The 21,418-nt window shown below is 48.8% G+C and carries 26 protein-coding genes; 6 read left to right on the top strand and 20 right to left on the bottom strand.

Going from position 1 to position 21,418, the window contains the following annotated elements; genetic code table 11:
- The first annotated feature begins 21 nt into the window (after positions 1–21).
- The 4 genes from ACPLUI_RS00985 to ACPLUI_RS00970 all read left to right on the top strand — a co-directional run bounded on the left by ACPLUI_RS00985 (position 22) and on the right by ACPLUI_RS00970 (position 3,110).
- Positions 22–309 carry a late competence development ComFB family protein gene (locus tag ACPLUI_RS00985; protein WP_424658402.1) on the top strand — a complete coding sequence of 96 codons (288 nt, stop codon included), beginning with the start codon at positions 22–24 and terminating at the stop codon, positions 307–309.
- A 15-nt stretch (positions 310–324) separates the two neighbouring features.
- Complete coding sequence (locus ACPLUI_RS00980; protein ID WP_424658401.1) at positions 325–1,200, top strand: B12-binding domain-containing radical SAM protein; 876 nt, start codon at positions 325–327, stop codon at positions 1,198–1,200.
- Between the two features lie 188 nt (positions 1,201–1,388).
- Complete coding sequence (locus ACPLUI_RS00975) at positions 1,389–1,910, top strand: hypothetical protein (protein WP_424658400.1); 522 nt, start codon at positions 1,389–1,391, stop codon at positions 1,908–1,910.
- A 39-nt stretch (positions 1,911–1,949) separates the two neighbouring features.
- Entirely contained in the window at positions 1,950–3,110 is a 1,161-nt protein-coding gene (locus ACPLUI_RS00970) for a glycosyltransferase family 4 protein (RefSeq protein WP_424658399.1), read from the top strand.
- Here ACPLUI_RS00970 and ACPLUI_RS00965 read toward each other — a convergent pair.
- The 4 genes from ACPLUI_RS00965 to ACPLUI_RS00950 form a co-directional block, all read right to left on the bottom strand.
- Positions 3,093–3,413 (bottom strand): hypothetical protein, encoded by a 321-nt coding sequence (locus ACPLUI_RS00965; protein WP_424658398.1) that lies wholly within the window; start codon positions 3,411–3,413, stop codon positions 3,093–3,095. The two genes, ACPLUI_RS00970 and ACPLUI_RS00965, sit on opposite strands and share 18 nt — an antisense overlap.
- A gap of 242 nt (positions 3,414–3,655) precedes the next feature.
- Positions 3,656–4,378, bottom strand: coding sequence for an amino acid ABC transporter ATP-binding protein (locus ACPLUI_RS00960; protein WP_424658397.1), 723 nt, complete (start codon positions 4,376–4,378; stop codon positions 3,656–3,658).
- Complete coding sequence (locus tag ACPLUI_RS00955; protein ID WP_424658396.1) at positions 4,371–5,066, bottom strand: amino acid ABC transporter permease; 696 nt, start codon at positions 5,064–5,066, stop codon at positions 4,371–4,373. The genes ACPLUI_RS00960 and ACPLUI_RS00955 overlap by 8 nt, the downstream gene beginning before the upstream one ends.
- Before the next feature lie 85 nt (positions 5,067–5,151).
- Positions 5,152–6,000: a basic amino acid ABC transporter substrate-binding protein gene (locus tag ACPLUI_RS00950; protein WP_424658395.1), complete on the bottom strand. Its 849-nt coding sequence runs from the start codon at positions 5,998–6,000 to the stop codon at positions 5,152–5,154.
- A 312-nt stretch (positions 6,001–6,312) separates the two neighbouring features.
- Between ACPLUI_RS00950 and ACPLUI_RS00945 the strand changes: the two genes are divergently transcribed.
- Together ACPLUI_RS00945 and ACPLUI_RS00940 are read left to right on the top strand one after the other, a co-directional pair.
- The gene (locus ACPLUI_RS00945; protein ID WP_424658394.1) at positions 6,313–7,209 is read left to right on the top strand and encodes a DMT family transporter; all 897 of its coding nucleotides are present in this window, start codon (positions 6,313–6,315) and stop codon (positions 7,207–7,209) included.
- Between the two features lie 27 nt (positions 7,210–7,236).
- On the top strand, positions 7,237–7,518 hold the full coding sequence (locus ACPLUI_RS00940) for a DUF503 domain-containing protein (RefSeq protein ID WP_424658393.1): 282 nt from the start codon (positions 7,237–7,239) through the stop codon (positions 7,516–7,518).
- Positions 7,519–7,659: 141 nt separating this feature from the next.
- Here the strand turns inward: ACPLUI_RS00940 and ACPLUI_RS00935 are convergent, their stop codons facing one another.
- The 16 genes from ACPLUI_RS00935 to ACPLUI_RS00860 all read right to left on the bottom strand — a co-directional run.
- Positions 7,660–8,334, bottom strand: coding sequence for a zinc dependent phospholipase C family protein (locus tag ACPLUI_RS00935; protein ID WP_424658392.1), 675 nt, complete (start codon positions 8,332–8,334; stop codon positions 7,660–7,662).
- A gap of 124 nt (positions 8,335–8,458) precedes the next feature.
- Positions 8,459–8,767, bottom strand: a complete 309-nt coding sequence (locus ACPLUI_RS00930) for an STAS domain-containing protein (protein ID WP_424658391.1) — start codon at positions 8,765–8,767, stop codon at positions 8,459–8,461.
- Positions 8,768–8,909: 142 nt separating this feature from the next.
- Positions 8,910–9,794, bottom strand: a complete 885-nt coding sequence (pstA, locus tag ACPLUI_RS00925; RefSeq protein WP_424658390.1) for a phosphate ABC transporter permease PstA — start codon at positions 9,792–9,794, stop codon at positions 8,910–8,912.
- Entirely contained in the window at positions 9,791–10,750 is a 960-nt protein-coding gene (gene pstC, locus ACPLUI_RS00920; protein WP_424658389.1) for a phosphate ABC transporter permease subunit PstC, read from the bottom strand. Before pstC ends, pstA begins: the two co-directional genes overlap by 4 nt.
- Before the next feature lie 103 nt (positions 10,751–10,853).
- Positions 10,854–11,717: a phosphate ABC transporter substrate-binding protein gene (locus ACPLUI_RS00915; RefSeq protein WP_424658409.1), complete on the bottom strand. Its 864-nt coding sequence runs from the start codon at positions 11,715–11,717 to the stop codon at positions 10,854–10,856.
- 252 nt (positions 11,718–11,969) lie between these two features.
- Positions 11,970–13,361 (bottom strand): oxaloacetate decarboxylase subunit alpha, encoded by a 1,392-nt coding sequence (locus ACPLUI_RS00910; RefSeq protein ID WP_424658388.1) that lies wholly within the window; start codon positions 13,359–13,361, stop codon positions 11,970–11,972.
- A gap of 24 nt (positions 13,362–13,385) precedes the next feature.
- On the bottom strand, positions 13,386–14,318 hold the full coding sequence (gene mdh, locus ACPLUI_RS00905) for a malate dehydrogenase (RefSeq protein WP_424658387.1): 933 nt from the start codon (positions 14,316–14,318) through the stop codon (positions 13,386–13,388).
- Between the two features lie 28 nt (positions 14,319–14,346).
- Entirely contained in the window at positions 14,347–14,781 is a 435-nt protein-coding gene (locus ACPLUI_RS00900) for a biotin/lipoyl-containing protein (RefSeq protein ID WP_424658386.1), read from the bottom strand.
- Between the two features lie 17 nt (positions 14,782–14,798).
- Positions 14,799–14,996: a hypothetical protein gene (locus ACPLUI_RS00895; RefSeq protein WP_424658385.1), complete on the bottom strand. Its 198-nt coding sequence runs from the start codon at positions 14,994–14,996 to the stop codon at positions 14,799–14,801.
- A 20-nt stretch (positions 14,997–15,016) separates the two neighbouring features.
- Positions 15,017–16,552: an acyl-CoA carboxylase subunit beta gene (locus ACPLUI_RS00890; RefSeq protein ID WP_424658384.1), complete on the bottom strand. Its 1,536-nt coding sequence runs from the start codon at positions 16,550–16,552 to the stop codon at positions 15,017–15,019.
- A 17-nt stretch (positions 16,553–16,569) separates the two neighbouring features.
- Positions 16,570–16,980, bottom strand: a complete 411-nt coding sequence (gene mce, locus ACPLUI_RS00885) for a methylmalonyl-CoA epimerase (RefSeq protein WP_424658383.1) — start codon at positions 16,978–16,980, stop codon at positions 16,570–16,572.
- Entirely contained in the window at positions 16,977–17,402 is a 426-nt protein-coding gene (locus ACPLUI_RS00880) for a cobalamin B12-binding domain-containing protein (protein ID WP_424658382.1), read from the bottom strand. Before ACPLUI_RS00880 ends, mce begins: the two co-directional genes overlap by 4 nt.
- An 18-nt stretch (positions 17,403–17,420) precedes the next feature.
- Complete coding sequence (locus tag ACPLUI_RS00875) at positions 17,421–19,091, bottom strand: acyl-CoA mutase large subunit family protein (protein WP_424658381.1); 1,671 nt, start codon at positions 19,089–19,091, stop codon at positions 17,421–17,423.
- A gap of 16 nt (positions 19,092–19,107) precedes the next feature.
- Positions 19,108–19,974: a succinate--CoA ligase subunit alpha gene (gene sucD, locus ACPLUI_RS00870; protein ID WP_424658380.1), complete on the bottom strand. Its 867-nt coding sequence runs from the start codon at positions 19,972–19,974 to the stop codon at positions 19,108–19,110.
- Positions 19,975–20,015: 41 nt separating this feature from the next.
- Positions 20,016–21,131: an ADP-forming succinate--CoA ligase subunit beta gene (gene sucC / locus ACPLUI_RS00865; protein ID WP_424658379.1), complete on the bottom strand. Its 1,116-nt coding sequence runs from the start codon at positions 21,129–21,131 to the stop codon at positions 20,016–20,018.
- A 69-nt stretch (positions 21,132–21,200) separates the two neighbouring features.
- Positions 21,201–21,418, bottom strand: a 218-nt coding sequence (locus ACPLUI_RS00860; RefSeq protein WP_424658378.1) for a fumarate hydratase C-terminal domain-containing protein, incomplete at its 5' end; no start/stop codon positions are given.

Here is a 21,418-nt window from a genome sequence, read left to right as displayed (position 1 = left end):
AGAAGGAAGGAGAGCCATTTTATGATACACAACTACACTGAAGTCGTGGTACAACGGTTTTTACCAGAAGTATTGAAAGAATATAAAAAAAATAACCCCGAAACCTGCACCTGCACCCGCTGTCAGGAAGATATAACGGCTCTGGCCTTAAACCAATTACCACCTCATTATGTGGTATCCGATGAGGGTACGATTTTTACAAAAGTTAATTTTGATCAGATGAGCGGAAAAGCACAGGTAATTGCGGCTATTACCAATGCAATTAAGCAAGTGGCGGCCAACCCCAGACATGACAAATCTCAACCATGAGCAGGGGGAAGGGAAATGCGATATGAACCACCTCTTTTCCGGCCACCCAGTGAAGCCAATAGTCTGATTTTACAGGTTACCGTGGGTTGCTCCCATAATGCCTGTGCCTTTTGCGGCATGTATAAGGGTAAGAGATTCCGTCGTCGATCCCTCACGGAAATCATAGCAGATACCAGGGAAGTGGCTTGTTTTTACCCTGAAGTTCAGCGGATCTTTCTGGCTGACGGTAACGCCCTCACCATGGATACCCCTGAGCTTTTAAAGTTGTTGCAGCACCTTTTTCGTACTTTTCCCAAACTGGAACGTGTCTCCTGTTACGCCGGCCCCCTGGATCTCCTTGGAAAAGAACCGGAAGAGCTGCAAGAGTTGCGAAAAGCTGGTCTGACGTTGCTCTACGTGGGAGTAGAGAGCGGAAGCGACCTGGTATTGGAAAGAATGCATAAAGGGGTTAATGCTGCGGAGATGGTGCGCGCATGCCGGCGCGCACTGGATGCTGGATTCGAGCTTTCTGTAACTGTGATTACGGGTCTAGGTGGAAGGGAACTTTCTCGAGAACATGCCCGGGCAACCGCCAGTGCAATCAACGCCATCAACCCCACCTATTTAGCAGCATTAACTTTAATCGTGGTACCCAATACCCCACTTTATAGGCAGGTAATGGATGGTAAGTTTTCCCTGTTGAATCCCGAAGAAACACTACAAGAGCTAAAATGGCTGCTGGAAGACCTTGAAGTGGATAACTGCATTTTTCGTTGCAATCACGCATCCAATTACCTGCCCTTGAGAGGCACATTAAAGAGGGACCGGGAGAAGCTCATCGGGATACTGGAAGAAGCTTTAAGGAACCCGGGGCGAATTCCCTTGCGTCCGGATTATGCTCGCGGTCTTTAATATTTATTTTAAAAGAAAGGTTTTGCTTTCAATTATTAAGAGTATTAAGGTTGCCTACCAGGCAACTTTTTTTATATACCGGGTAAAAAATAATTTTTCCCTTCTCCATATTTTCCCTGGATTTTACAAGGATGTATTTACCTGCTAGTCGTATACTATTGTAAGGGAAAAATGGGGAGGGGAAAAGGGTGAAAGTCTGGTACGTCCTTATGACAATTCTGATCTTGTTCTTGCCGGGACCGGGAGGGGAACAGTTAGCAGCCAATACAAACCAACAAAATGAAATATGCTATCTCATTAAAAGTTCAGTTGAAGACAATTCGTGGTGGCAGGCACGAAGCTTTTCTGAAGTCAAGAACAAACTCAGTAAGTATTATAGCGAACCCTTGCTATCCAAAGTCACGGAGCGAACATGGAATTTTATAAAGCGGCCAACCGATTGGTATTGCAAGACTACCGTTACCAGCATTTCCGTTAGATATTTGACATCACAAAAAGCAATAGCAAGCGCAACACTCTTAAATACAGATCTGGTTACAGGTCAATTGCAAAAAGGAACAGGATACTTTAGTTTACATAAAACCATAGCAGGTTGGCGTATTGTTGCTGCTGATTACCATTGGGAGGAAAAAATCAAAGACCCACGATATCCCCACAGAAGAAAGTCCTCCAACCACCATGGCGATAACCAGATAACAAATATGGTATAATGGAAATATAATGTTTAAACATTAAAAGGGGTGGGGGTTTTGAAAATCGGTATTTTTACAGATAGTTACCGTCCATATACCAGTGGCGTGGTACGTTCGATAGATACTTTTACCTCAGAGCTAACCAGGATGGGACATGAAATCTATATTTTTGCCCCCAATTACCCTAATTGCTCCAGAGAAAAGCACGTTTTTCGCTTTCCTTCCGTTCCTGCTCCAACGAACCGGGATTTCACTCTGGCGGTTCCTTTTTCTCTCCGCCTGAAACCCATCATTAATCAGTGGCAACCTGATATAATACACGTCCATTCACCGTTTTTGCTGGGTCGAGTAGGAGCCCGTTATGCCCATAAAATGGGCATCCCCCTGGTTTTTACTTTTCACACTCTTTACGATCAATATGTCCACTACGTACCTTTTGCCAGGAGTATCACGAGAGAGTTGACAAGACGTTTCTGTCGAGACTTCTGTAACCGCTGTGATCTGGTAGTTGCGCCTACGGCTATTATTGAGGAACATTTGAAAAGAATGGGGGTTCGTTCAAAAATAAAAGTAATTCCTACAGGTATTAATCTTGAGGAGTTCGCCCGGGGAGATAGGAACTGGCTGCGCAAGAAATATGGCATCGGAGTACAGGAAAAGATTCTTCTTTTCGTAGGACGGCTGGGACAGGAAAAAAACATTGGTTTTTTAATATCTGCCTTTGCTGACCTTCTCGGGGAATTCCAAGCTTTAAAACTGGTCCTGGTAGGTGGAGGCCCGGAAAAACTCAATTTACAAAGAATGACCGCCCAACTCGGAATAGAAAAGCACGTTATTTTTACCGACACGTTAAACAGAACAGAAGTAATCAATTGTTATCATGGAGCAGATCTTTTTGTGTTTTCATCAAAAACCGAAACGCAGGGGTTGGTACTGGCTGAAGCAAAAGCTGCAGGACTTCCAGTAGTGGCTCTTAAAGCATTTGGTACCTGTGAGATGGTGAGAGATGGAGAAGATGGCTTTTTGACTCCTGAAAATAAGGAACTTTTTATAGAGAAAATAAAAATGCTAATCACAGATGATGACCTGCATCAAAAGATGGCCAGCCGCGCGAGAGAAAACGCACAATTACTTTCGTCACGCCAGGCAGCATTGAATTTGATTGGAGAGTATCATGCTCTTCTGGGAAAAAGGCAGTTTTTAACGGGTAGTACTTAAACCTGCGGACTGACCTGTTGTCCCTGATCTTTGTAGTGGAACGACGGTAGGAGCGCCATTCAATCCGGTAATAATCAAGTATTCTTGACCAGTGACATTATCCCGCAGGACAGTAAAACCACCCAGATATTTAGTCTCTGGATGCTCATAAACAATCTTAAAACGCTGATCCTGCATACTAGATGCTCCATGAACTTGATCCCGGTCAACCTCCGCAGTATTCCGGGAACAACCGGCGAACAATATGGCTATAAAAAGCAATAAACTCAGCAATACAGTACGCACTACAGTTAAAATACGCATAACCAAAAACCTCCTGAACCGGCTTTTCTAATTTTTTCTTTTTCTATCTAACAGGAATTATATTGCAAGGAGAGAGATTTTGAAAGCAAATTTTAAGAATTCCCTGTCTGCTAGCTGTGCCTGCTACCTGCTAAAGGTTAACCTACCTAATAGCCGGGGTTGATTGGTTTAGTAGGTTTACATAATACTTATTATAGGAACCTATTTCAGGATTCTTTAGAGGTACTCTTCACGGGAATTTTTCATAGAATTTTACTCAGGAATACTTTCAAGCGCTCATTCCGGGGGTTATTGAAAACTTGCTCCGGAGTCCCTTCTTCCAGAATATACCCTTCATCCATAAATAATACCCGGTCTCCGACCTCACGTGCAAACCCCATTTCGTGTGTAACCACCACCATGGTCATACCCTCCCGGGCCAGGTCTTTCATAACAGAGAGTACCTCACCGACCATCTCAGGATCCAGGGCCGACGTAGGTTCATCGAAAAGCATAACTTTTGGACGCATGGCCAGTGCCCTGGCAATCGCCACCCTCTGCTGTTGCCCCCCCGATAGCTGATCCGGGTAGGCAAGAGCTTTATCACTTAAACCAACTTTGGCCAGGAGGTTATATGCAATCTCTTCCGCCTCGTGTTTCGTCATCCCCCTCACTTTTATGGGGGCCAGGGTGATGTTCTCAAGAGCCGTCTTATGGGGGAAGAGGTTAAAGCGCTGGAAAACCATACCTACTTCCTGGCGGACCTTATTTATGTCTGTTTTGGGATCCATAAGATTGACCCCATCCACCACCACTTCTCCAGCCGTGGGTCGCTCCAGGAGATTCAGGCAACGTAAAAATGTGCTTTTCCCCGATCCGCTCGGTCCAATAACCACCACCACCTCCTGAGGAGCCACATGACAGTTGACTCCCTTCAAGACCTCCAGGTGTCCAAAGCGCTTGTACAAGTTTGAAACCTTAATCACCCGTCTTAAGCCTCCTTTCCAGGTAATCCACCAACCGTGAGAATGAAACGACCATAACAAGATATATAAAGGCTACAGTAAGATATATTTGAAAGGCCTGGTAAGTAGCCCCCACAATGAGCTGGCCACGGCGGAATAACTCTTCAAAACCGATAACTGATAAAAGTGAAGTATCTTTAAGCATAGCGATAAACTCGTTGCCCAGAGGTGGGATCACTCGTTTAAACGCCTGGGGGAGAATAACATAGCGCATGGCCTGTCCATGGGTCATACCTAAAGAGCGAGCTGCTTCCATCTGGCCCTTCTCAATAGATTGAACACCAGCCCGGAAAATCTCGGCTATATAGGCCCCGCTATTTAGACTGCAGGCAATCACTGCTGCAAGAAAAACAGGTATATTTTCAAATACTGGGGTAATTCCGTAAGTATGAACGAGGTAATCCTGAAAATCTCTTAAGATCTGGGGAATACCAAAATAAATAATTACAATTTGAACCAGTAATGGGGTGCCCCGAAAGAAGTCTACATAACAAGTAGCCAGAAAACTTAAAAAGCGATTCAAAGAGAGCCGCGACAAGCCGGCAATTAGACCAAGGATGCACCCTATAAACACGGAAATGGCCGTAATCTGCAATGTCTTGACAGCTCCAAGTAATAAAACAGGTAATGAATGGATCACTGTTTGCAAAAGACTTCACTCTCCCTATAGATAACCACTAACAGGCAAATATGCGCAACACAGAAGTGTTACGCATATTTGCCCCGTCCCCTACTTAGTTGGATGAAGGCTCACCGGGCAGAAAATCGGGAGGCTCTTTGCCAAACCACTTTTTGTAGATCTCGGCATACTTGCCGTTTTCCTTCAAAGTCTTAAGAGCACTGTTTACCTTTTCCAGAATATCAGGCTTGCTCTTGGGTACCGCAATGCCGTAGAATTCACTGGTACGAAGGCCACCTACAATTTTAACGTCTTTATTTCCCTGCTGTATAAAATAGAGGGTTACCGGGTAATCATTTACCACCGCATCGATGTTGCCATTCTTCAAAGCCATAAAGGCTTCGTTAATGGTGTTATAATCGGTGATTTTGGCACCTGGAATCTTGCGTGCCTCGTCCGCCCCCGTGGTGGCGATCTGTACCCCTATTTTTTTGCCTGAGAGATCTTCAAAACCCTTGATGGTGTTGTTATCTGCTTTCACTGCCACACACTGACCGGACTGGTAATATGGCAGAGAGAAATTAACCTGTTCTTTGCGTTTATCGGTAATGGTAATGGCTGAAATAGCCATATCCACGCTGGCACTCTGTAAAGCGGGTACAATGCCGTCAAAATTCATACTCCGAATTTCATAATCCCAGTTATTGACTTCGGCAATAGCCTTTATCAAGTCCATGTCAAATCCCACATATTGGCCAGAGTTGGGGTCTTGAAACTCGAAGGGCGCATAGGCCACATCAGAAGCCACAAGTACCTTCTGTTTGCCAGTTGTCTGCTGCCCACTCCCGACCTGGGAACCATTCTGCTTACTGCTGGTATCTCTTACCTGTTGCCCGCCACAACCTGCTACGGCCAGGAGCAGAACAGCCAGCATAATTACTATTATTTTTAAGGATCTCAACACGACTTCCTACCTCCTACATTGTGTACTGGCACCAGAATCCCAAAAGTTCTTGGTAAGTGTTCCTTAGTAAAAGTAACTCCAGATCCTGGTAACACCCCCTCTTTATTTGGCCATAGACATTACTCTTTCGCTTTAAAACGCCAAAATCCTGCATAAAAAATTTAAAGCGTCCCCCTTTTTTATGTTACTTTTTTCCGCTTTCCGCTACCAGCTGCTTGGCTACCGGCAAACTGCCCTGACCTGTCAGGGTGGCACAGTTGACAGCTCTGAAAAGCCGTGAGACAATAAAATGTGGATATGGAGGTGGATTGTTTGACTTTACAGTCGAAGGCCGATCTCGCTTTACTGGGAGTTACTTTTATCTGGGGTGTTACATTTGTCGTAGTTCAAAATGCCCTTTCTTCTATAGGGCCTTATTACTTCCTTGGTATTCGTTTCCTGCTGGCCTTTCTTTTTTTGGCCGCGATTTATCACCGTCAACTGAAAAATCTGGACCCCAAAACCTTGAAGGCGGGTTGTATTATTGGAATAGCTTTATTTGGAGGTTATGCCTTTCAAACCGTAGGTTTACAGTATACTACCGCATCCAACGCCGGTTTTATTACCGGTCTCTCTGTAGTGCTGGTACCTGTTATCAATTCACTATTCACCGGGAAAACACCCGGTATTTTCGCTGTTACCGGCGTGGTCCTGTCTGCCACAGGCATGGGGCTGCTATCCCTCGGAAGAAAATTAAGTTTTAACTACGGAGATTTGCTGGTTTTCTGTTGTGCCGTTTGCTTTGCATTACATATAGTCATGGTAGGACACTACGCCCGTTCCCTGCATACTCCCATGCTAACCTTAATCCAGATCGGGGTTGTTTCTGCAACCAGTTTTATTTGTGGGATGTTTACCGAAACCTGGCCGGAACATTTGAACCACCCGGTATGGCTAGCGCTGCTACTGACAGCTATACCGGCCACCGCCCTGGCCTTTCTGATTCAAAACAGCGTCCAACGTTTCACCTCCGCTACCCACACGGCGATCATATTTACCATGGAACCCGTATTTGCCGCTTTAAGCGCCTATTTTATGGTAGGTGAAATACTCATGCCGCGTCAGGTCATCGGTTGCATTTTGATCCTGATTGGGATGTTGCTGGCCGAGCTGAAGGGAAAGAACATACGAGCGGTAAGCAAAACTGCAAAAGAAATCAACACCATCTAGGCAGCCTGTATGCAGGGGGAAAGCGTCTTGATTGTAGGTATACTGGTCATAGAGTTGCGTGTAAGTGAGGCTGATTCTCTAAAAAGCAAGCGCCGGGTGTTAAAAAGCTTGCTTGATAAGGTAAAGGCCCGCTACAACGTTTCCATAGCCGAAGTAGGTAAACAGGATACCTGGCACCTCTCTACTATAGGGGTATCTTTTGTCAGTAACGATAGTGCCCATGTTCACCAGACCCTCTCAGCAGTAATACGTTTTATTGAGGACCTGAGAACGGTGGAACTGCTGGATGTGCGAATGGAGCTACTATAAAAGTACAGACACAAAATACATACATTATGTAAACAATTTCCTTTCCTCTTAGTTCTCCCCTACCCCCCTAAAAAAAGAAGAGACCGCATACGCAGCCCCTGTGAATCCATATTTGAGGTTACGTTTTGGAGATAATGTACTTTACGTAACCTGACTCAAAAAATGAGCTACAAAGCCAGCAGTTGTACGCTGAGCCAAACCCAACAGCACACGAGTGGTTTCTTGATAATCGGTGTTCACCCGGGGGTAATAATCCCTGGCCACACGCGCATTGGTATATACCCAGTCGCCTGCATGGGAGGCAACCTGGTAGTAACCACCGCGGCTAATTCTGAACAGGCCACAGTGATTCTGTACCCAGGCTTCATATCGCTGGTGTCCGTTAAAAGCAATGCCACACGCATGATGAGGAACACATAAATCCTGCACCAGGTGAGCAGCTACTCCAAGGTAGAAAATAGCCAGATCCTTTCTTCCTTTATGCCAGTAGAAAAGCGCATGCTGAAAATACTCTTCACACTCACCAGCAGCATCAGGCCAGCATCCCAGACCTCGGCCCGAATGAGGGTCCAGGTAATGAGCGAAGCACTTCCATCCCCGGTCTGCCCAGAGTGTACCCTGGTTGAATGTCACAAGGTGTTTGCGCAATAATCGGGCCTGTTCTTGCAAACCATCCTGCTCTAAGATATCTAAAGCCTGCTGATTGCAAAAGGTGTGTGTAATACCCCCGCGATCCACCAGGTTTTGCAGGGGGGCAGCAACGGCTAAGAATCGCTTGGCTATGGACCACGTTGAAGAACTAATCACCAGCGGCACAAGCCCTCCCCCGTAAGCGCTCTATTATCATAACCTGATTTTAAAAGAATTAATCAGCACACACGGGGGAAAACTTGATCCCACCTTAATTCTCATTTATTCTATTAAGGAAGGATGGGAATTATTACCCCACCTTAGTAAACAATTGCTCGTTCAACCAGAGACGGGCTCCCACCGCAAGAAACTTGGAAAGAACCTTGTCCTGGGCATTGACCAGTTCCACCTGGATACCTCGTTGAGAGAATTGATCAATGAATCTAAAAAGCTGGCATACTCCCGGCTCATCAATAAACTCCAGCTCACGCAAATCCAGGACAATGTACCCTTCTTCCCGGGCCACTTCTTCCACTTCTCTTTGCAATTTCTTAAAATGGTGGTTCACCACAATACCGCTCACGCAAAGGGAATTACCATCTCGCAAAATCTTAACCAAAAGGCCTCACCTCCTGGCTTCTATTATAACGTTCCTTTATTAACCTACTGGGAAGTTTTAATTAACCCAAGGTTAATTGTTTATGAACTTTTAGCGAGTTTTGCCAAACTTTTTTCAACATCCCTGTAATGTATTATCAAAATTACATGGCAGTCAAGCGACGATAGATGCGCTGGCCCAACCAGCGGGCACAGATATTGAAAAGCAATACAACCAGAATGAGCACAGCAGCCGAACCGTCGGCAACCCGGCGTACATCAGGGATCAGGGCTTCGGAATTGATTTTCCAGATATGCACCGCCAGGGTCTCGGCCGGCCGGAAGGGGTTCAGAGGTGAAGCCGGACTCCAGGGATTAAGATCTGAAAAATTTAGAATGGGACTGCTCATGCCGGCAGTATATAGCAGGGCGGCAGCCTCTCCAAAAACCCTGCCGGCGGCAATAATAGCCCCTGTAACGAGACCGGGAAAGGCGGTAGGCAAAATCACCCGCCACATGGTTTCCCAGCGGGTGGCCCCCAGGGCCAGGCTTGCCTCCCTTAGCTCAGGGGGGACGCTGCGAATGGATTCTTCGGAAATCCGCACCATCAGCGGCAAGTTAATCACCGCCAGGGCAAGCGCCCCGGACATTAAGCTATACCCCCATCCTGTCATATTGACAAAGATAAGAAGGCCAAACAAGCCTACCACAATGGAAGGCAATGAAGTCAGGGTTTCGATTGACAGGCGGATGTATTCGGTAACACGCCCCTTGCCAGCGTATTCGGCCAGGTAAATACCTGCCAACAAACCGAGGGGGATAGTAATGAACATGGTTAACAGGAGCAAGTAAAAGGAATTGAAAATTTGTGGTCCCACCCCGCCGCCAGCTGCAATGGTCTGGGGGGGTGTGGTCAGAAAACGCCAATCGATGACCAGGATGCCGTGCCAGAGAATATAGCCTAAAAGCAAAGCTAAAATAGCCAGAACCACAGCGGCACCCATCCAAAACATGATGGTAGCCAGGCGATCCGCCAACCGGGGATTCATCCAACCATCCCTCCCCGCACGACCACCCGAATAACCACAATAAACAGGAAGGACATGAGCAGGAGAATCAAGCCCATGGACCACAGGGCGCTGTTCCATAGAGAACCCATGATTGTATACCCCATATCCATAGTAATGGCGCTGGTCAAAGTAATCGTTGGATCTAGCAGAGAATGGGGAATGGTCCGGGTATTGCCAATGACCATTTGTACAGCCAGAGCCTCACCAAAGGCCCGGGCCAGACCCAATATGATGGCCGTGATTAAACCTGGGCGGGCCGCAGGGACCAGTACCAGGCGGATGGTCTGCCAGCGGGTAGAGCCCAGAGCCAGCGCCGCTTCCTTCCATTGAAGCGGCAGGGTTCTTAAACTATCGGTAGATACGCTAATAATGGTGGGCAGGATCATGATCGAAAGAACAATAAAACCGGCCAGGACGGAAAACCCTTCCCCACCCAGATAATTGCGGATAAAAGGTACCAGCAGGCTTAAACCAACATAACCGTAAACCACCGAGGGTATGCCGGCGAGAATCTCAATGGCAGGTTGCAATACTCTCTGTCCCCATACGGGTGCAATTTCCACCATGAAAACAGCCACAATGACGCTTAAGGGCGCGCTTACGGCCACCGCCAGAAGGGAAACCAGGAGGGAACCCAAAATGAAAGTTAATGAGCCGACAGCAGGGCCACCTTTCTCAAAAGGCCGGTCGGGCCACCATTGAGTGCTGAGAAGGAAGTCGCCAATCCTAACTCCGTGAACCGTAAAAGTGGCCAGCCCTCTACTCCCAATGAAATAAATAATGGACACAGTGAGTACCACTACCAGTGCCGCTGCCAGAAAGGCAGCTGAGCGGCCCAAAATCTCCCCGCATCTTTTGCGCTCTTTAATGTGTCTTTTATCTATGGCCCGGTAGATACCGTTTAAATCGGCGGCCGGGGAAAATCCCGTGTGCATAACTACCTCCCCCTTAAATACAACACGAAAGGCAGCGAGGCAAAATGCTGGGTTCAATAACCGCCGGCTGCCCCGCCACCGTCCGAGGCTGACCTCCCGGATCTCATTTCCTGGTTACATTACCCTGGGCATCCCGTTCTACCTGCATCCTGGTGATTGGAATGTAACCCATCTTTTCCACCAGCTGTCCCTGTACCTCTTCGCTATGCATGTAATCCAGGAAAGCCTTCTTTAAACCGGCAGGTTCACCTTTGGTGTACATGTGCTCGTAAGCCCACACGGGATACTTCCCATTGGCAATGTTTTGTACAGTCGGTTCCACACCGTCAAGTTTGAGTGCTTTAACACTATTGTCAATGTAAGACAGTGCCAGGTAAGATATGGCACCCGGCGTTTCGGCAACCATCTTGCGCACGGTGCCGGAGGAGTCCTGCTCCATACCGGGGGCGCTGTCTTCCATGCCACCCAGGGCATATTTCTTGAAGGTAGCGCGGGTGCCGGAACCCTTGGGCCGGTGGATGACCACAATTTTTTGGTCTGGCCCGCCAACTTCCTTCCAGTTGGTAATCTTGCCCGTAAAGATATCCACCAACTGCTGTCTGGTCAGGTTGTCCACCGTCACGCCGCGGTTGACCACGGCGGCCATCCCTACCACACACACCTTGTGATCCACTAACTGGGAGGCATCAAGGCCGCTCTTTTCTTCAGCAAAAATATCGGAGTTGCCGATATCCGCCGCACCTGAGGCAACCTGGCTCAGGCCGGTACCGCTGCCACCACCCTGAACTACGATCTGTGCCCTGGGATTTTTAGCCATGAACTGGGCGGCAGCCTGTTCCACCAGCGGCTGCAGGGCTGTAGAACCAAGTGCCGTAAGGTTACCTGCAATCTCTGCTTGTCCTCCCTGCTTTTGCTCCTGACCGCAACCAGCCAGGGCCACTACCAGCACTGCAGCCAGCACCAGCATCCACTTCGCCCTACTACCCAATATTCAATCCCCCTTTTTTTAAATGAAAACTCTATATTAAGCAACCTTACAAGGGGCTGCATTACTTTTACCAAGAACATTTTAGACAAGGACTGTTATGGGTAAGTTATCCTCCGGTTAGTAACAGGTTAAATTTATGTTAATTGGAAATTAAGTTTTCCTCTCTACTGAAGACTGAATACAAAAAAAGCGCCAGCATATCGCTGACGCTTCAGTTCGCTAAACTGTTCTTTAAGCTGGGTAGAATTCACTACCCTGAGCAGCCAGTTCCAGGTCAACTTTTAGCTTTTTGGCAAGACGCTCTTTCAGAAACTGGGGTGCAACCTGAGGGAATAGAGCAACCGAAAGGACATCCTCTTCCTTCTGCATATAAGGAGCCGCTTCCTTCCTGGCCGCAGGTAGGCCTGGCTCCAACAAGTCCGCAGGCCGACAGGTGATGGGCTTTTCGTCACCTATTATCATCCTGCGCACTTCCTCATCCACCGGAGCTGGCGGCTGACCATAATATCCGCGCATATACTGTTTAACTTCGTTGGTAGGCAGCTTATAACGGCCCAACAAAACATTAAGGACGGCCTGCGTACCCACGATCTGGCTTGATGGAGTCACCAGAGGCGGGTATCCAAACTCTTTCCGCACGCGGGGCAATTCCTCCAGCACTTCGGGCAACCGGTGCAGAGCGTTTTGCTGGCTGAGCTGGGAAATAAAATTGGACATCATACCACCGGGAATTTGATAAATCATGACGTTAACATCCACGTTTGGTGAGGCAACATCAAATTCCTTATAATGCTTGCGTACCTCTTTAAAATATTCTGCAATTTCCGAAAGCAGCTTCAGGTCCAGCCCCGTATCATAAGGAGTCCCCTGCAGAGCGGCCACCATGGTTTCAGTAGCTGGCTGGGAGGTCTGCAATGCCATGGTGGATATGGCACAGTCAATAACATCCACACCTGCATCAATGGCCCGCAGGTAAGCCATGGAGGCCATACCACTGGTATAATGGCAGTGGAGCTGCACGGGTATCTTCAATACTGATTTCCACTCTTTGATAATTTCATATGCCGGTTGGGGAGCAAGGATTCCAGCCATATCCTTAAGGCAAATGGAATCCGCACCCATCTCTTCCAATATCTTAGCCGTTTTTACATAGTACTCCAGGTCGTGTACCGGGCTGATGGTATATACCACCGTCGCCTGAGCATGAGCGCCTTCCTGTTTGACTACTTCGATGGCCTTCTGCATGTTGCGTACGTCATTCAGGGCATCGAAAATACGGAAGATATCCAAACCGTTGTAAACCGTCTTTTTAATAAATTCGGTAAGCACGTCATCCGGATAGTGTTTATAACCCACAACGTTTTGCCCCCGCAGGAGCATTTGCAATGGGGTCTTCAGATGGCGACGCAGGACCCGCAAGCGCTCCCACGGGTCTTCATTTAGAAAGCGCATACACGCGTCAAAGGTGGCTCCACCCCATACTTCCAGGGAATGAAAGCCTACCTGGTCAAGTTTCTCGCAAATAGGCAACATGTGTTCTATACGCATGCGGGTGGCCAGCAGGGACTGATGGCCATCTCGCAGGGTGGTGTCGGTTATTTTTACCTTGCGTGGCTCAGTCATTTCTATCCTCCCCTCCCACAAATTTTAAAGCTGCCGCAATACCTCCATCAACTTGCGTACGGAGTTTGCGGACTTATCCAGGGCGGCCTTTTCTTCAGGTGTCAACTCGATCTCCAGGACCTTCTCCACGCCACCCCCACCAATAATTGCAGGTACTCCCATATAAATATCATGGTAACCGTATTCCCCTTGCAGATAGGCTGCCACAGGTAAAATCCGCTTTTTATCTTTTAAGACGGCTTCCACCATTTGAACCACGGAGGCACCGGGAGCATAGAAGGCACTACCGGTCTTCAAATAGTTGACAATTTCAGCGCCACCTTTACGTGTCCGTTCAACCATGGCTGCAATGCGTTCTGCGGGAATCAGCTTTTCAATGGGAATACCCCCGGCGTAAGTATAACGAACCAGAGGTACCATATCATCTCCATGACCGCCCATTACAAAGGTAGTAACATCCTCAAAAGAAATGCCGAGTTCCAGTGCTACAAAGGTGCGGAATCGCGCGGAATCCAGAACACCGGACATACCGAATACTCTGTTTGGTGGAAAACCGCTGGCTTTTAAAGCCACATAGGCCATCACATCCAGAGGATTAGTTACGACAATAAGATAGGCGTTCGGGGAATATTTTACCACTTGTTCCGTAACTGATTGGACGATCTTGCAATTGGTGGCCAGAAGGTCATCCCGGCTCATTCCCGGCTTACGGGCAATACCAGCGGTAATCACCACAACATCCGAATCCCTGGTATCTTCATAGCTGTTGGTACCGGTAATTATAGCATCAAAGCCTTCAACCGGTGCAGCTTCCATCAGGTCCAGGGCTTTACCCTGAGGAATTCCCTCCACGACATCAATGAGTACTATATCACCCAGTTCCTTGGACGCAGCCCAGTGAGCACATGTAGCACCCACATTGCCAGCCCCGACAATGGTTATTTTTTTTCTTTTCAAAACTGGTCCCTCCCTGAAACTTTTATGATCAGCCTATAATTACCAGCACATCGCCGTTATTTACCGTTTGCCCAGGTTTCACCCGTACTTCTTTCACTGTTCCAGCAACCGGAGCAGTAATTTCGTTTTCCATTTTCATGGCTTCCAGGATTACCAGGGGATCCCCAACTTTCACCTGGTCACCCACTTTAACTTTAACCGCATTAATATTCCCGGGCATGGGAGCAGTAACCGTCCCTGCTCCAGCCGGAGCAGCCGGTTGAGGAGCGGCAGGAGCAGCAACCGGTGCCTGTGCAGGGGTAGCAGTCGCCGCCGGTGGAGGTACAACCTGGGCCGGTGGTGCAGGGGGAGCAACAGGGCGACTTTGAAGCAGCTTAACACCTGGCGGAGCAGCTGCCTCTTGAATTTCCTGTACTTGAACTTCAAATGGTTCACCATTAACCACTACTTTGAATTTCCTCATTGCCTTCCCTCCTGTTTCTAGTAAATGCTTAGATCCCGTCCGAGCATAAGTTCACGCAGGCCAGCCATTTTCCAGGCGTTAACCCGTTTCAGGGGGCGAATTGAACAGATCTGACCGCCTGCACTTAAATAACCGGAAGCCGCCAGGGCGGCAGCAATCGCCGCCACAACCTGGGGACGTACATTCAAAGATGTTACTGTTTTGTTTAAAGCCATCAGAACTCCCCCTTTTTGAATTATACCGGCATATTCCCATGCTTCTTACGGGGTCTCGTTTCCCTCTTGCCGGCCAGCGAGTCCAGAGTCACGATAATACGCGCTCGAGTATCTCTGGGGTCAATTACATCCTCAATATATCCCCTCGCGCTGGCTACATAGGGGTTAGCAAACTTCTCCCTGTACTCGGCAGTCAACCTGGCCCGCATTTCTATGGGGTTTTCCGCCTCGGCAATTTCTTTCCTGTAGATGATATTAACAGCTCCCTCAGGCCCCATCACGGCAATTTCAGCGGTAGGCCAGGCAAAGACGGCATCGGCCCGCAGGGAACTACTGCACATAGCCAGGTAGGCTCCGCCGTAAGCTTTTCTCAAAATGATGGTAATCTTGGGTACCGTGGCCTCCGAGTAAGCATAGAGCATCTTCGCCCCATGCCGGATAATCCCACCATATTCCTGGGCCGTTCCAGGGAGAAAACCGGGTACGTCCATAAAGGTGATCAAGGGAAGGTTAAAGCAATCACAGAACCGTACAAAACGGCTAATCTTATCAGAAGCATTGATATCCAGACAGCCGGCGAGATAATCAGGCTGGTTGGCTACTATCCCAACCGCCTGGCCATTTATCCGGGCAAACCCAATTACCGCGTTGCGTGCATAAAGAGGCTGCACTTCAAAAAACTGCCCGCCATCCACAATAAGAGTAATTATTTTGCGCACGTCGTAGGACATATTCGGGTTGTCCGGTATGATTTGTAGCAATTCGTCCGGGTCACCCGCAGGCTCCTGGGGAGCATATAGAGGAGGTTCTTCCAGGTTGTTGGAAGGCAGGTAACTCAACAAAAGGCGAACCATTTGCAGGCAGGTTTCTTCGTCAGGGGCCATAAAGTGGGCTACGCCGCTGGTCTGGTTATGGGTGACTGCTCCACCCAGAGCCTCCATGGTTACCTCTTCACCGGTAACCGCCTTGATCACCTGAGGTCCCGTAATAAACATCTGGCTTGTGCCCTGGACCATAAAAATGAAGTCAGTCAACGCGGGGGAATAAACCGCTCCTCCCGCACATGGTCCCATGATCACGGAAATCTGGGGGATCACTCCGGAAGCAATAGTGTTCCGGAAGAAGATCTCACCGTACCCGTTGAGGGCATCCACGCCCTCCTGAATGCGTGCTCCACCGGAATCATTCAGACCCACAACGGGAGCACCAGTCTTCATGGCCAGATCCAGCACATGACAGATCTTGGCGGCATGAATGCGCCCCAGGGAACCACCTGCTACTGTAAAGTCCTGGGCAAAGATGTATACTTTTCGCCCGTCAACTTTACCGTAACCAGTAACAACACCCTCTCCCGGGTTTTTAAGGTTGGAAATATCGGGATCACCGGCAAATGTATTTATTTCAACGAATGTACCGGGATCAAAGAACATTTCAATCCGTTCCCGGGCAGTTTTCTTACCGGCCTCGTGCTGCTTTTCTATGCGTTTTGGCCCACCGCCTGCATGGATTTGCTCGCGCAACTTGCCCAGTTGTTCAAGCTTTTCATGCATACCCAATGGCTTCCCCTCCCTTTTTAATTGTCACGCTCGCACAGCTCCACCAGCGTACCAAAGGTGGACTTTGGGTGAAGAAAAGCAATCCTGGCCCCTCCTGCACCCCGCCGGGGTTTTTCATCAATGAGTCGCACACCTTTGGCTTTTAATTCCTCAAGTGCCTGCTCGAGATTTTCCACCCGGAAGGCAATATGCTGGATACCTTCACCATTTTTCTCAATAAAACGTGCAATAGGGCCGTCAGGAGTCGTGGATTCCAGAAGTTCCACTTCACTATCACCGGTAGGCAAGAAAGCAACTTTTACCTTCTGCTCTTCCACGACTTCGGTATCAGTTACTTTCAACCCTAAAAGGCCTTCATAAAACTCGATGGCTCTGGCCAGATCCTTAACAGCAATACCGATGTGATCGATTTTTTTGATCCCGATCACTGTTTTCCCCCCTCTTTCTGGCTCCTCTTCGCCACTTCCTCCCGGATAAAGCGAACAATCTCTGTTGTGGGGGTACCGGGGCCAAAAATTTCCGCGATTCCAGCTTCCTTTAAGAGAGGGATGTCCTCATCAGGTATGATCCCCCCACCTACCACCAGTATGTCATCAGCTCCCTGAGCCCGCAACCCATCCACCACCGCCGGGAAGAGGTGCATGTGCGCGCCGGAGAGGATGCTCAAGCCTACCACCTGCACATCTTCCTGAAGAGCCGCTTCCACAATTTGTTCGGGAGTCTGCCGCAAACCGGTATAAATAACTTCCATTCCGGCATCCCGTAGAGCCTGAGCAATAACTTTGGCTCCCCGGTCATGGCCATCTAGCCCCGGTTTGGCCACCAGGACCCGAATAGGCCGTTCACTCATCTATCTCCCCTCCTTGCCTCAAAAGACAATTTGCTGACGATATTCGCCAAAGACTTCCCGCAGGGTATCACAGATTTCCCCCAGAGTGGCATAAGCTTTCACAGCCTCAATGAACAATGGCATCAGGTTCTCCTTCGTGGATGCCGCTTCCCGCAGGTTACTTAAAACCTGTTTAACTTTCTGGTTATCCCGACGAGCCTTCAATGCCCGCAGCCTGGCTGTCTGGCGTTCCGCTACTGCCGGATCCACCTTTAATAAGTTCTTGGGCTTTTCATAACTCATCTGGAACTTATTGATACCAATAACTACTTTCTTCCCACTTTCGATATCCATCTGATAACGATAGGCGCTGTCTTTAATCTCTTTCTGCATAAACTCAATGGCCTCAGGAGCACCACCAAGTTCGTCGATCTTCTTAATATAGGCCATAGCCTTTTCTTCGATCTCATTGGTCAGACTTTCAATATAGTATGAACCACCCAGGGGATCAACCGTATCGGCAACACCAATCTCATAGCCAATCACCTGCTGGGTCCGCAGGGCAATAAGCACTGACTCGTCACTCGGCAGGGCCAGGGCTTCGTCATAAGAATTCGTATGCAGTGATTGAGTACCACCGAGCACTGCGCTCAGGGCCTCAAAGGCTGTGCGCATGATGTTCACCATGGGTTGCTGGGCCGTAAGACTGCAACCGGCAGTTTGGGTATGGAAGCGCAACATCCAGGAGCGGGGATTCCTGGCACCAAAGCGCTCCTTCATGATCCTGGCCCAAAGACGCCTGGCAGCCCGGAACTTGGCAATTTCCTCGAAAAAGTTAAGGTGAGCATTAAAGAAGAAAGACAGGCGGGGAGCAAAATCGTCCACATTCAGGCCGGCATCAATAGCTGCCTGAACATAGGCAATCCCATCGGCAAGAGTGAAGGCAACCTCCTGCACCGCAGTGGAGCCGGCCTCACGGATGTGATAACCGCTGATGCTGATAGTATTCCAGTTGGGAACATTCTTGGAACAATAGGCAAAAATATCGGTAATCAAGCGCATTGACGGACCGGGTGGGAAAATATAAGTTCCTCGCGCGATGTATTCTTTCAAGATATCATTTTGAATGGTTCCGTTAAGCTTATCGGGAGTAACTCCCTGCTTTTCCGCCACGGCAATATACATGGCCAGGAGGATCGCAGCCGGGGAATTAATGGTCATGGAGGTACTCACCTTGTCCAGGGGAATACCCTCGAAGAGAGTTTCCATGTCCTCCAGGGAGTCAATTGCTACTCCTACCTTACCGACCTCACCCCTGGCCAGGGGATGATCCGAATCATAACCAATTTGAGTGGGCAGGTCAAAGGCCACGCTCAAACCAGTCTGCCCCTGCTCCAGCAGGTAGCGGAAACGGGCATTGGTTTCCTCAGCGGTACCGAAACCGGCATACTGGCGCATAGTCCATAACCGGCCCCGGTACATATTGGGCTGTACTCCCCGGGTGAAGGGGTAAGAACCAGGAAAGCCAAGATCACGTTCGTAATCGAGATCAGCTATATCCTCGGGAGTATACAAAGTCTTGATCTCAATGCCTGAATCAGTAACAAATTCGGCCTGTCTCTCCGGTCTTTTTTTAACCTGGGCTTGCAGCCGTTCCCGGTATTCTTTGGCCGCCAGACGGATGTTTTCCAGCTTATCCTTTTCGAACATCCATTTCCCCCCTTGACTAGCCTAAAGCTTCCTTAATCAACCCCGGCACCTCAAAAGGTAACGTAGCAACCCGTGCACCAGCAGCCGTAAGTGCCTGTACCTTACCCTCAAAGGTACCCTTACCCCTCTCAATGATAGCGCCGGCATGGCCCATGCGTTTACCGGGAGGAGCGCTTTTCCCGGCAATATATGCCACCACTGGCTTGGTCATTTTCTTAATGAACAGGGAAGCCTCTTCCTCAGCATTCCCCCCAATCTCGCCTACCAGTACCACAGCCCTGGTCTCCGGGTCCTTCTCAAACTTTTCCAACACATCGACAAAAGACAGGCCAACCACCCGGTCACCGCCCAACCCGACTACAGTCGACTGTCCCAAACCATTTGCAGTAAGATTTGCCACGATTTCATAGGTAAGGGTGCCACTACGTGCCACCACACCAATATGTCCCGGTACGAAGAACTGGTTTGGTGGGATACCAATCTTACAACGCCCCGAAGAAACAATGCCAAAAGTATTGGGACCAATCACTATTGTACCCCGTCGCCGGGCAAAAGCGATGATCTCCAGCTCATCATGAACGGGAATATGTTCGGTGATAATGACTACAACCCGTACCCCGGCAGAAATAGCTTCAAAAGCGGCGTCCTTTGCAAAGGGAGCAGGGATAAAAAGAACGGAAGCATCAACTTGATGGTTTTCCATAGCAGCAGCTACGGTATCATAAACAGGAACCCCTTCTACCACCTGGCCGCCTTTACCCGGGGAAACCCCTGCGACAATCCTGGTCCCATAGGCAAGCATCTGCCTGGTATGAAACGTACCCTGGTTACCCGTGATCCCCTGAACCAGCACATTGGTTTTTTCATCAATTATAATGGCCACTCCTTGACCGCTCCTTCCTTCTCCCTGATCGAAAGATATCTTTAAGCCTGTGTCCTGGCCAGTTCTACAGCCTTGGCCGCAGCTTCATGCATAACCCTGTAGGCTTCAATACCATTTTCCCTGAGGATACGTACACCTTCTTCTTCGTTGGTACCAACTAAACGAATAACTACCGGAACATTAATCCCCTTCTCCTGCTTCACCTTGACCAGAGCTCTTGCAACATCATCACACCGGGTAATACCTCCAAAGATGTTAATAAAGATAACCCTGGGATTGGTGGAGAGAAGAATTTCCAACGCCTTGGCTGTAGCCTCCATACCGGTACCGCCACCGGCATCCAGGAAATTGGCCGGTGCACCACCATAGTGCTGAATGATATCCAGTGTACCCATAGTAATACCAGCACCGTTAGCCATGACAGCAATATTCCCATCAAGCTGGACATATGAAAGCCCTAACGCATGAGCCTGGCGTTCCGCCTCGGTACGGTCATCCACCAAAGGCAGATCCTTTTGCCGGTACAACGCCTCATCATCAATAGTCACCTTCGCATCAGCCGCAATTAACTTTTCACCGCTCAGAACCAGTGGATTGATCTCTACCAGTTCTGCATCCTTCTCCCTGAAAATGCGATAGAGAATAGGCAACAAACGGGCAAATTCCCTGGCTGTCACACCTGAAAGACCCAGCCGGCGGCAAACTTCACGGCACAGGTAGGGCTGAACACCCAGGTATACATCCAGGTGTTCCTTAACGATAAATTCATCTGGCACATCTTCAATATCCATGCCTCCCCGAGCGGAAGCAATTAAAACCGGAGCTTTGACTGCTCCATCTACAGTAATGGCCACATAAAACTCATGATCGATGGCCAGTTTTTCTTCAACCAGAACCATTTCGACTTTGAGACCCTGAACAGTCATACCCAAAACCTGCGAAGCTGCCTCGCGAGCCTGTTCGGGGGTATCGGCGAACTTAATCCCCCCCCCTTTGCCACGCTTACCAGAAAGCACCTGGGATTTGATTACCACCGGTGCCCCTATTTCCGCTGCCACCGCCGCCGCTTCATCCGGAGAGGTAACCATCTTACCCCGGGGTACTGTTAAACCGTAACGGGCGAAGAGCTCCTTGCCCATATATTCATAGAGTTTCACAATTTTTCCTCCTTCAGTTCAAAGCGCTTTTTAGTGTCAAACTTGTATAATTAAGGTAACTACCAGCCGTTACCGACCGGCATATATTTTGATTCCTTCTTCATATAAGTCAGCACCCAGGACATCATTAACCACAATAACAGGAAAATCCTCCACTACCAGTTCATGAATAGCCTCAGGGCCGAGCTCCGGGTAGGCCACTACCCGGCACGATTTTATGGCCCGGGCAAGCAAGGCCGCCGCACCGCCTACAGCAGCAAAATATACTGCCTTATATTGCTTCATAG

Origin of the sequence: Desulfofundulus sp. (genome assembly GCF_049701015.1) — a bacterium.
Classification (GTDB): Bacteria; Bacillota; Desulfotomaculia; order Desulfotomaculales; family Desulfovirgulaceae; genus Desulfofundulus.
This window is presented reverse-complemented; position numbering and strand designations above follow the sequence as displayed.

What these genes read in the sequence shown, in the direction of transcription:
- ACPLUI_RS00985 (WP_424658402.1), top strand. Translation starts at nt 22, where the DNA reads ATGATACACAACTACACTGAAGTCGTGGTACAACGGTTTTTACCAGAA.
- ACPLUI_RS00980 (WP_424658401.1), top strand. Translation starts at nt 325, where the DNA reads ATGCGATATGAACCACCTCTTTTCCGGCCACCCAGTGAAGCCAATAGT.
- ACPLUI_RS00965 (WP_424658398.1), bottom strand. Translation starts at nt 3,413, where the DNA reads ATGCGTATTTTAACTGTAGTGCGTACTGTATTGCTGAGTTTATTGCTT.
- pstA (WP_424658390.1), bottom strand. Translation starts at nt 9,794, where the DNA reads ATGAATCCCCGGTTGGCGGATCGCCTGGCTACCATCATGTTTTGGATG.
- pstC (WP_424658389.1), bottom strand. Translation starts at nt 10,750, where the DNA reads ATGCACACGGGATTTTCCCCGGCCGCCGATTTAAACGGTATCTACCGG.
- ACPLUI_RS00915 (WP_424658409.1), bottom strand. Translation starts at nt 11,717, where the DNA reads ATGCTGGTGCTGGCTGCAGTGCTGGTAGTGGCCCTGGCTGGTTGCGGT.
- ACPLUI_RS00910 (WP_424658388.1), bottom strand. Translation starts at nt 13,361, where the DNA reads ATGACTGAGCCACGCAAGGTAAAAATAACCGACACCACCCTGCGAGAT.
- ACPLUI_RS00900 (WP_424658386.1), bottom strand. Translation starts at nt 14,781, where the DNA reads ATGAGGAAATTCAAAGTAGTGGTTAATGGTGAACCATTTGAAGTTCAA.
- ACPLUI_RS00895 (WP_424658385.1), bottom strand. Translation starts at nt 14,996, where the DNA reads ATGGCTTTAAACAAAACAGTAACATCTTTGAATGTACGTCCCCAGGTT.
- ACPLUI_RS00880 (WP_424658382.1), bottom strand. Translation starts at nt 17,402, where the DNA reads ATGAGTGAACGGCCTATTCGGGTCCTGGTGGCCAAACCGGGGCTAGAT.
- ACPLUI_RS00875 (WP_424658381.1), bottom strand. Translation starts at nt 19,091, where the DNA reads ATGTTCGAAAAGGATAAGCTGGAAAACATCCGTCTGGCGGCCAAAGAA.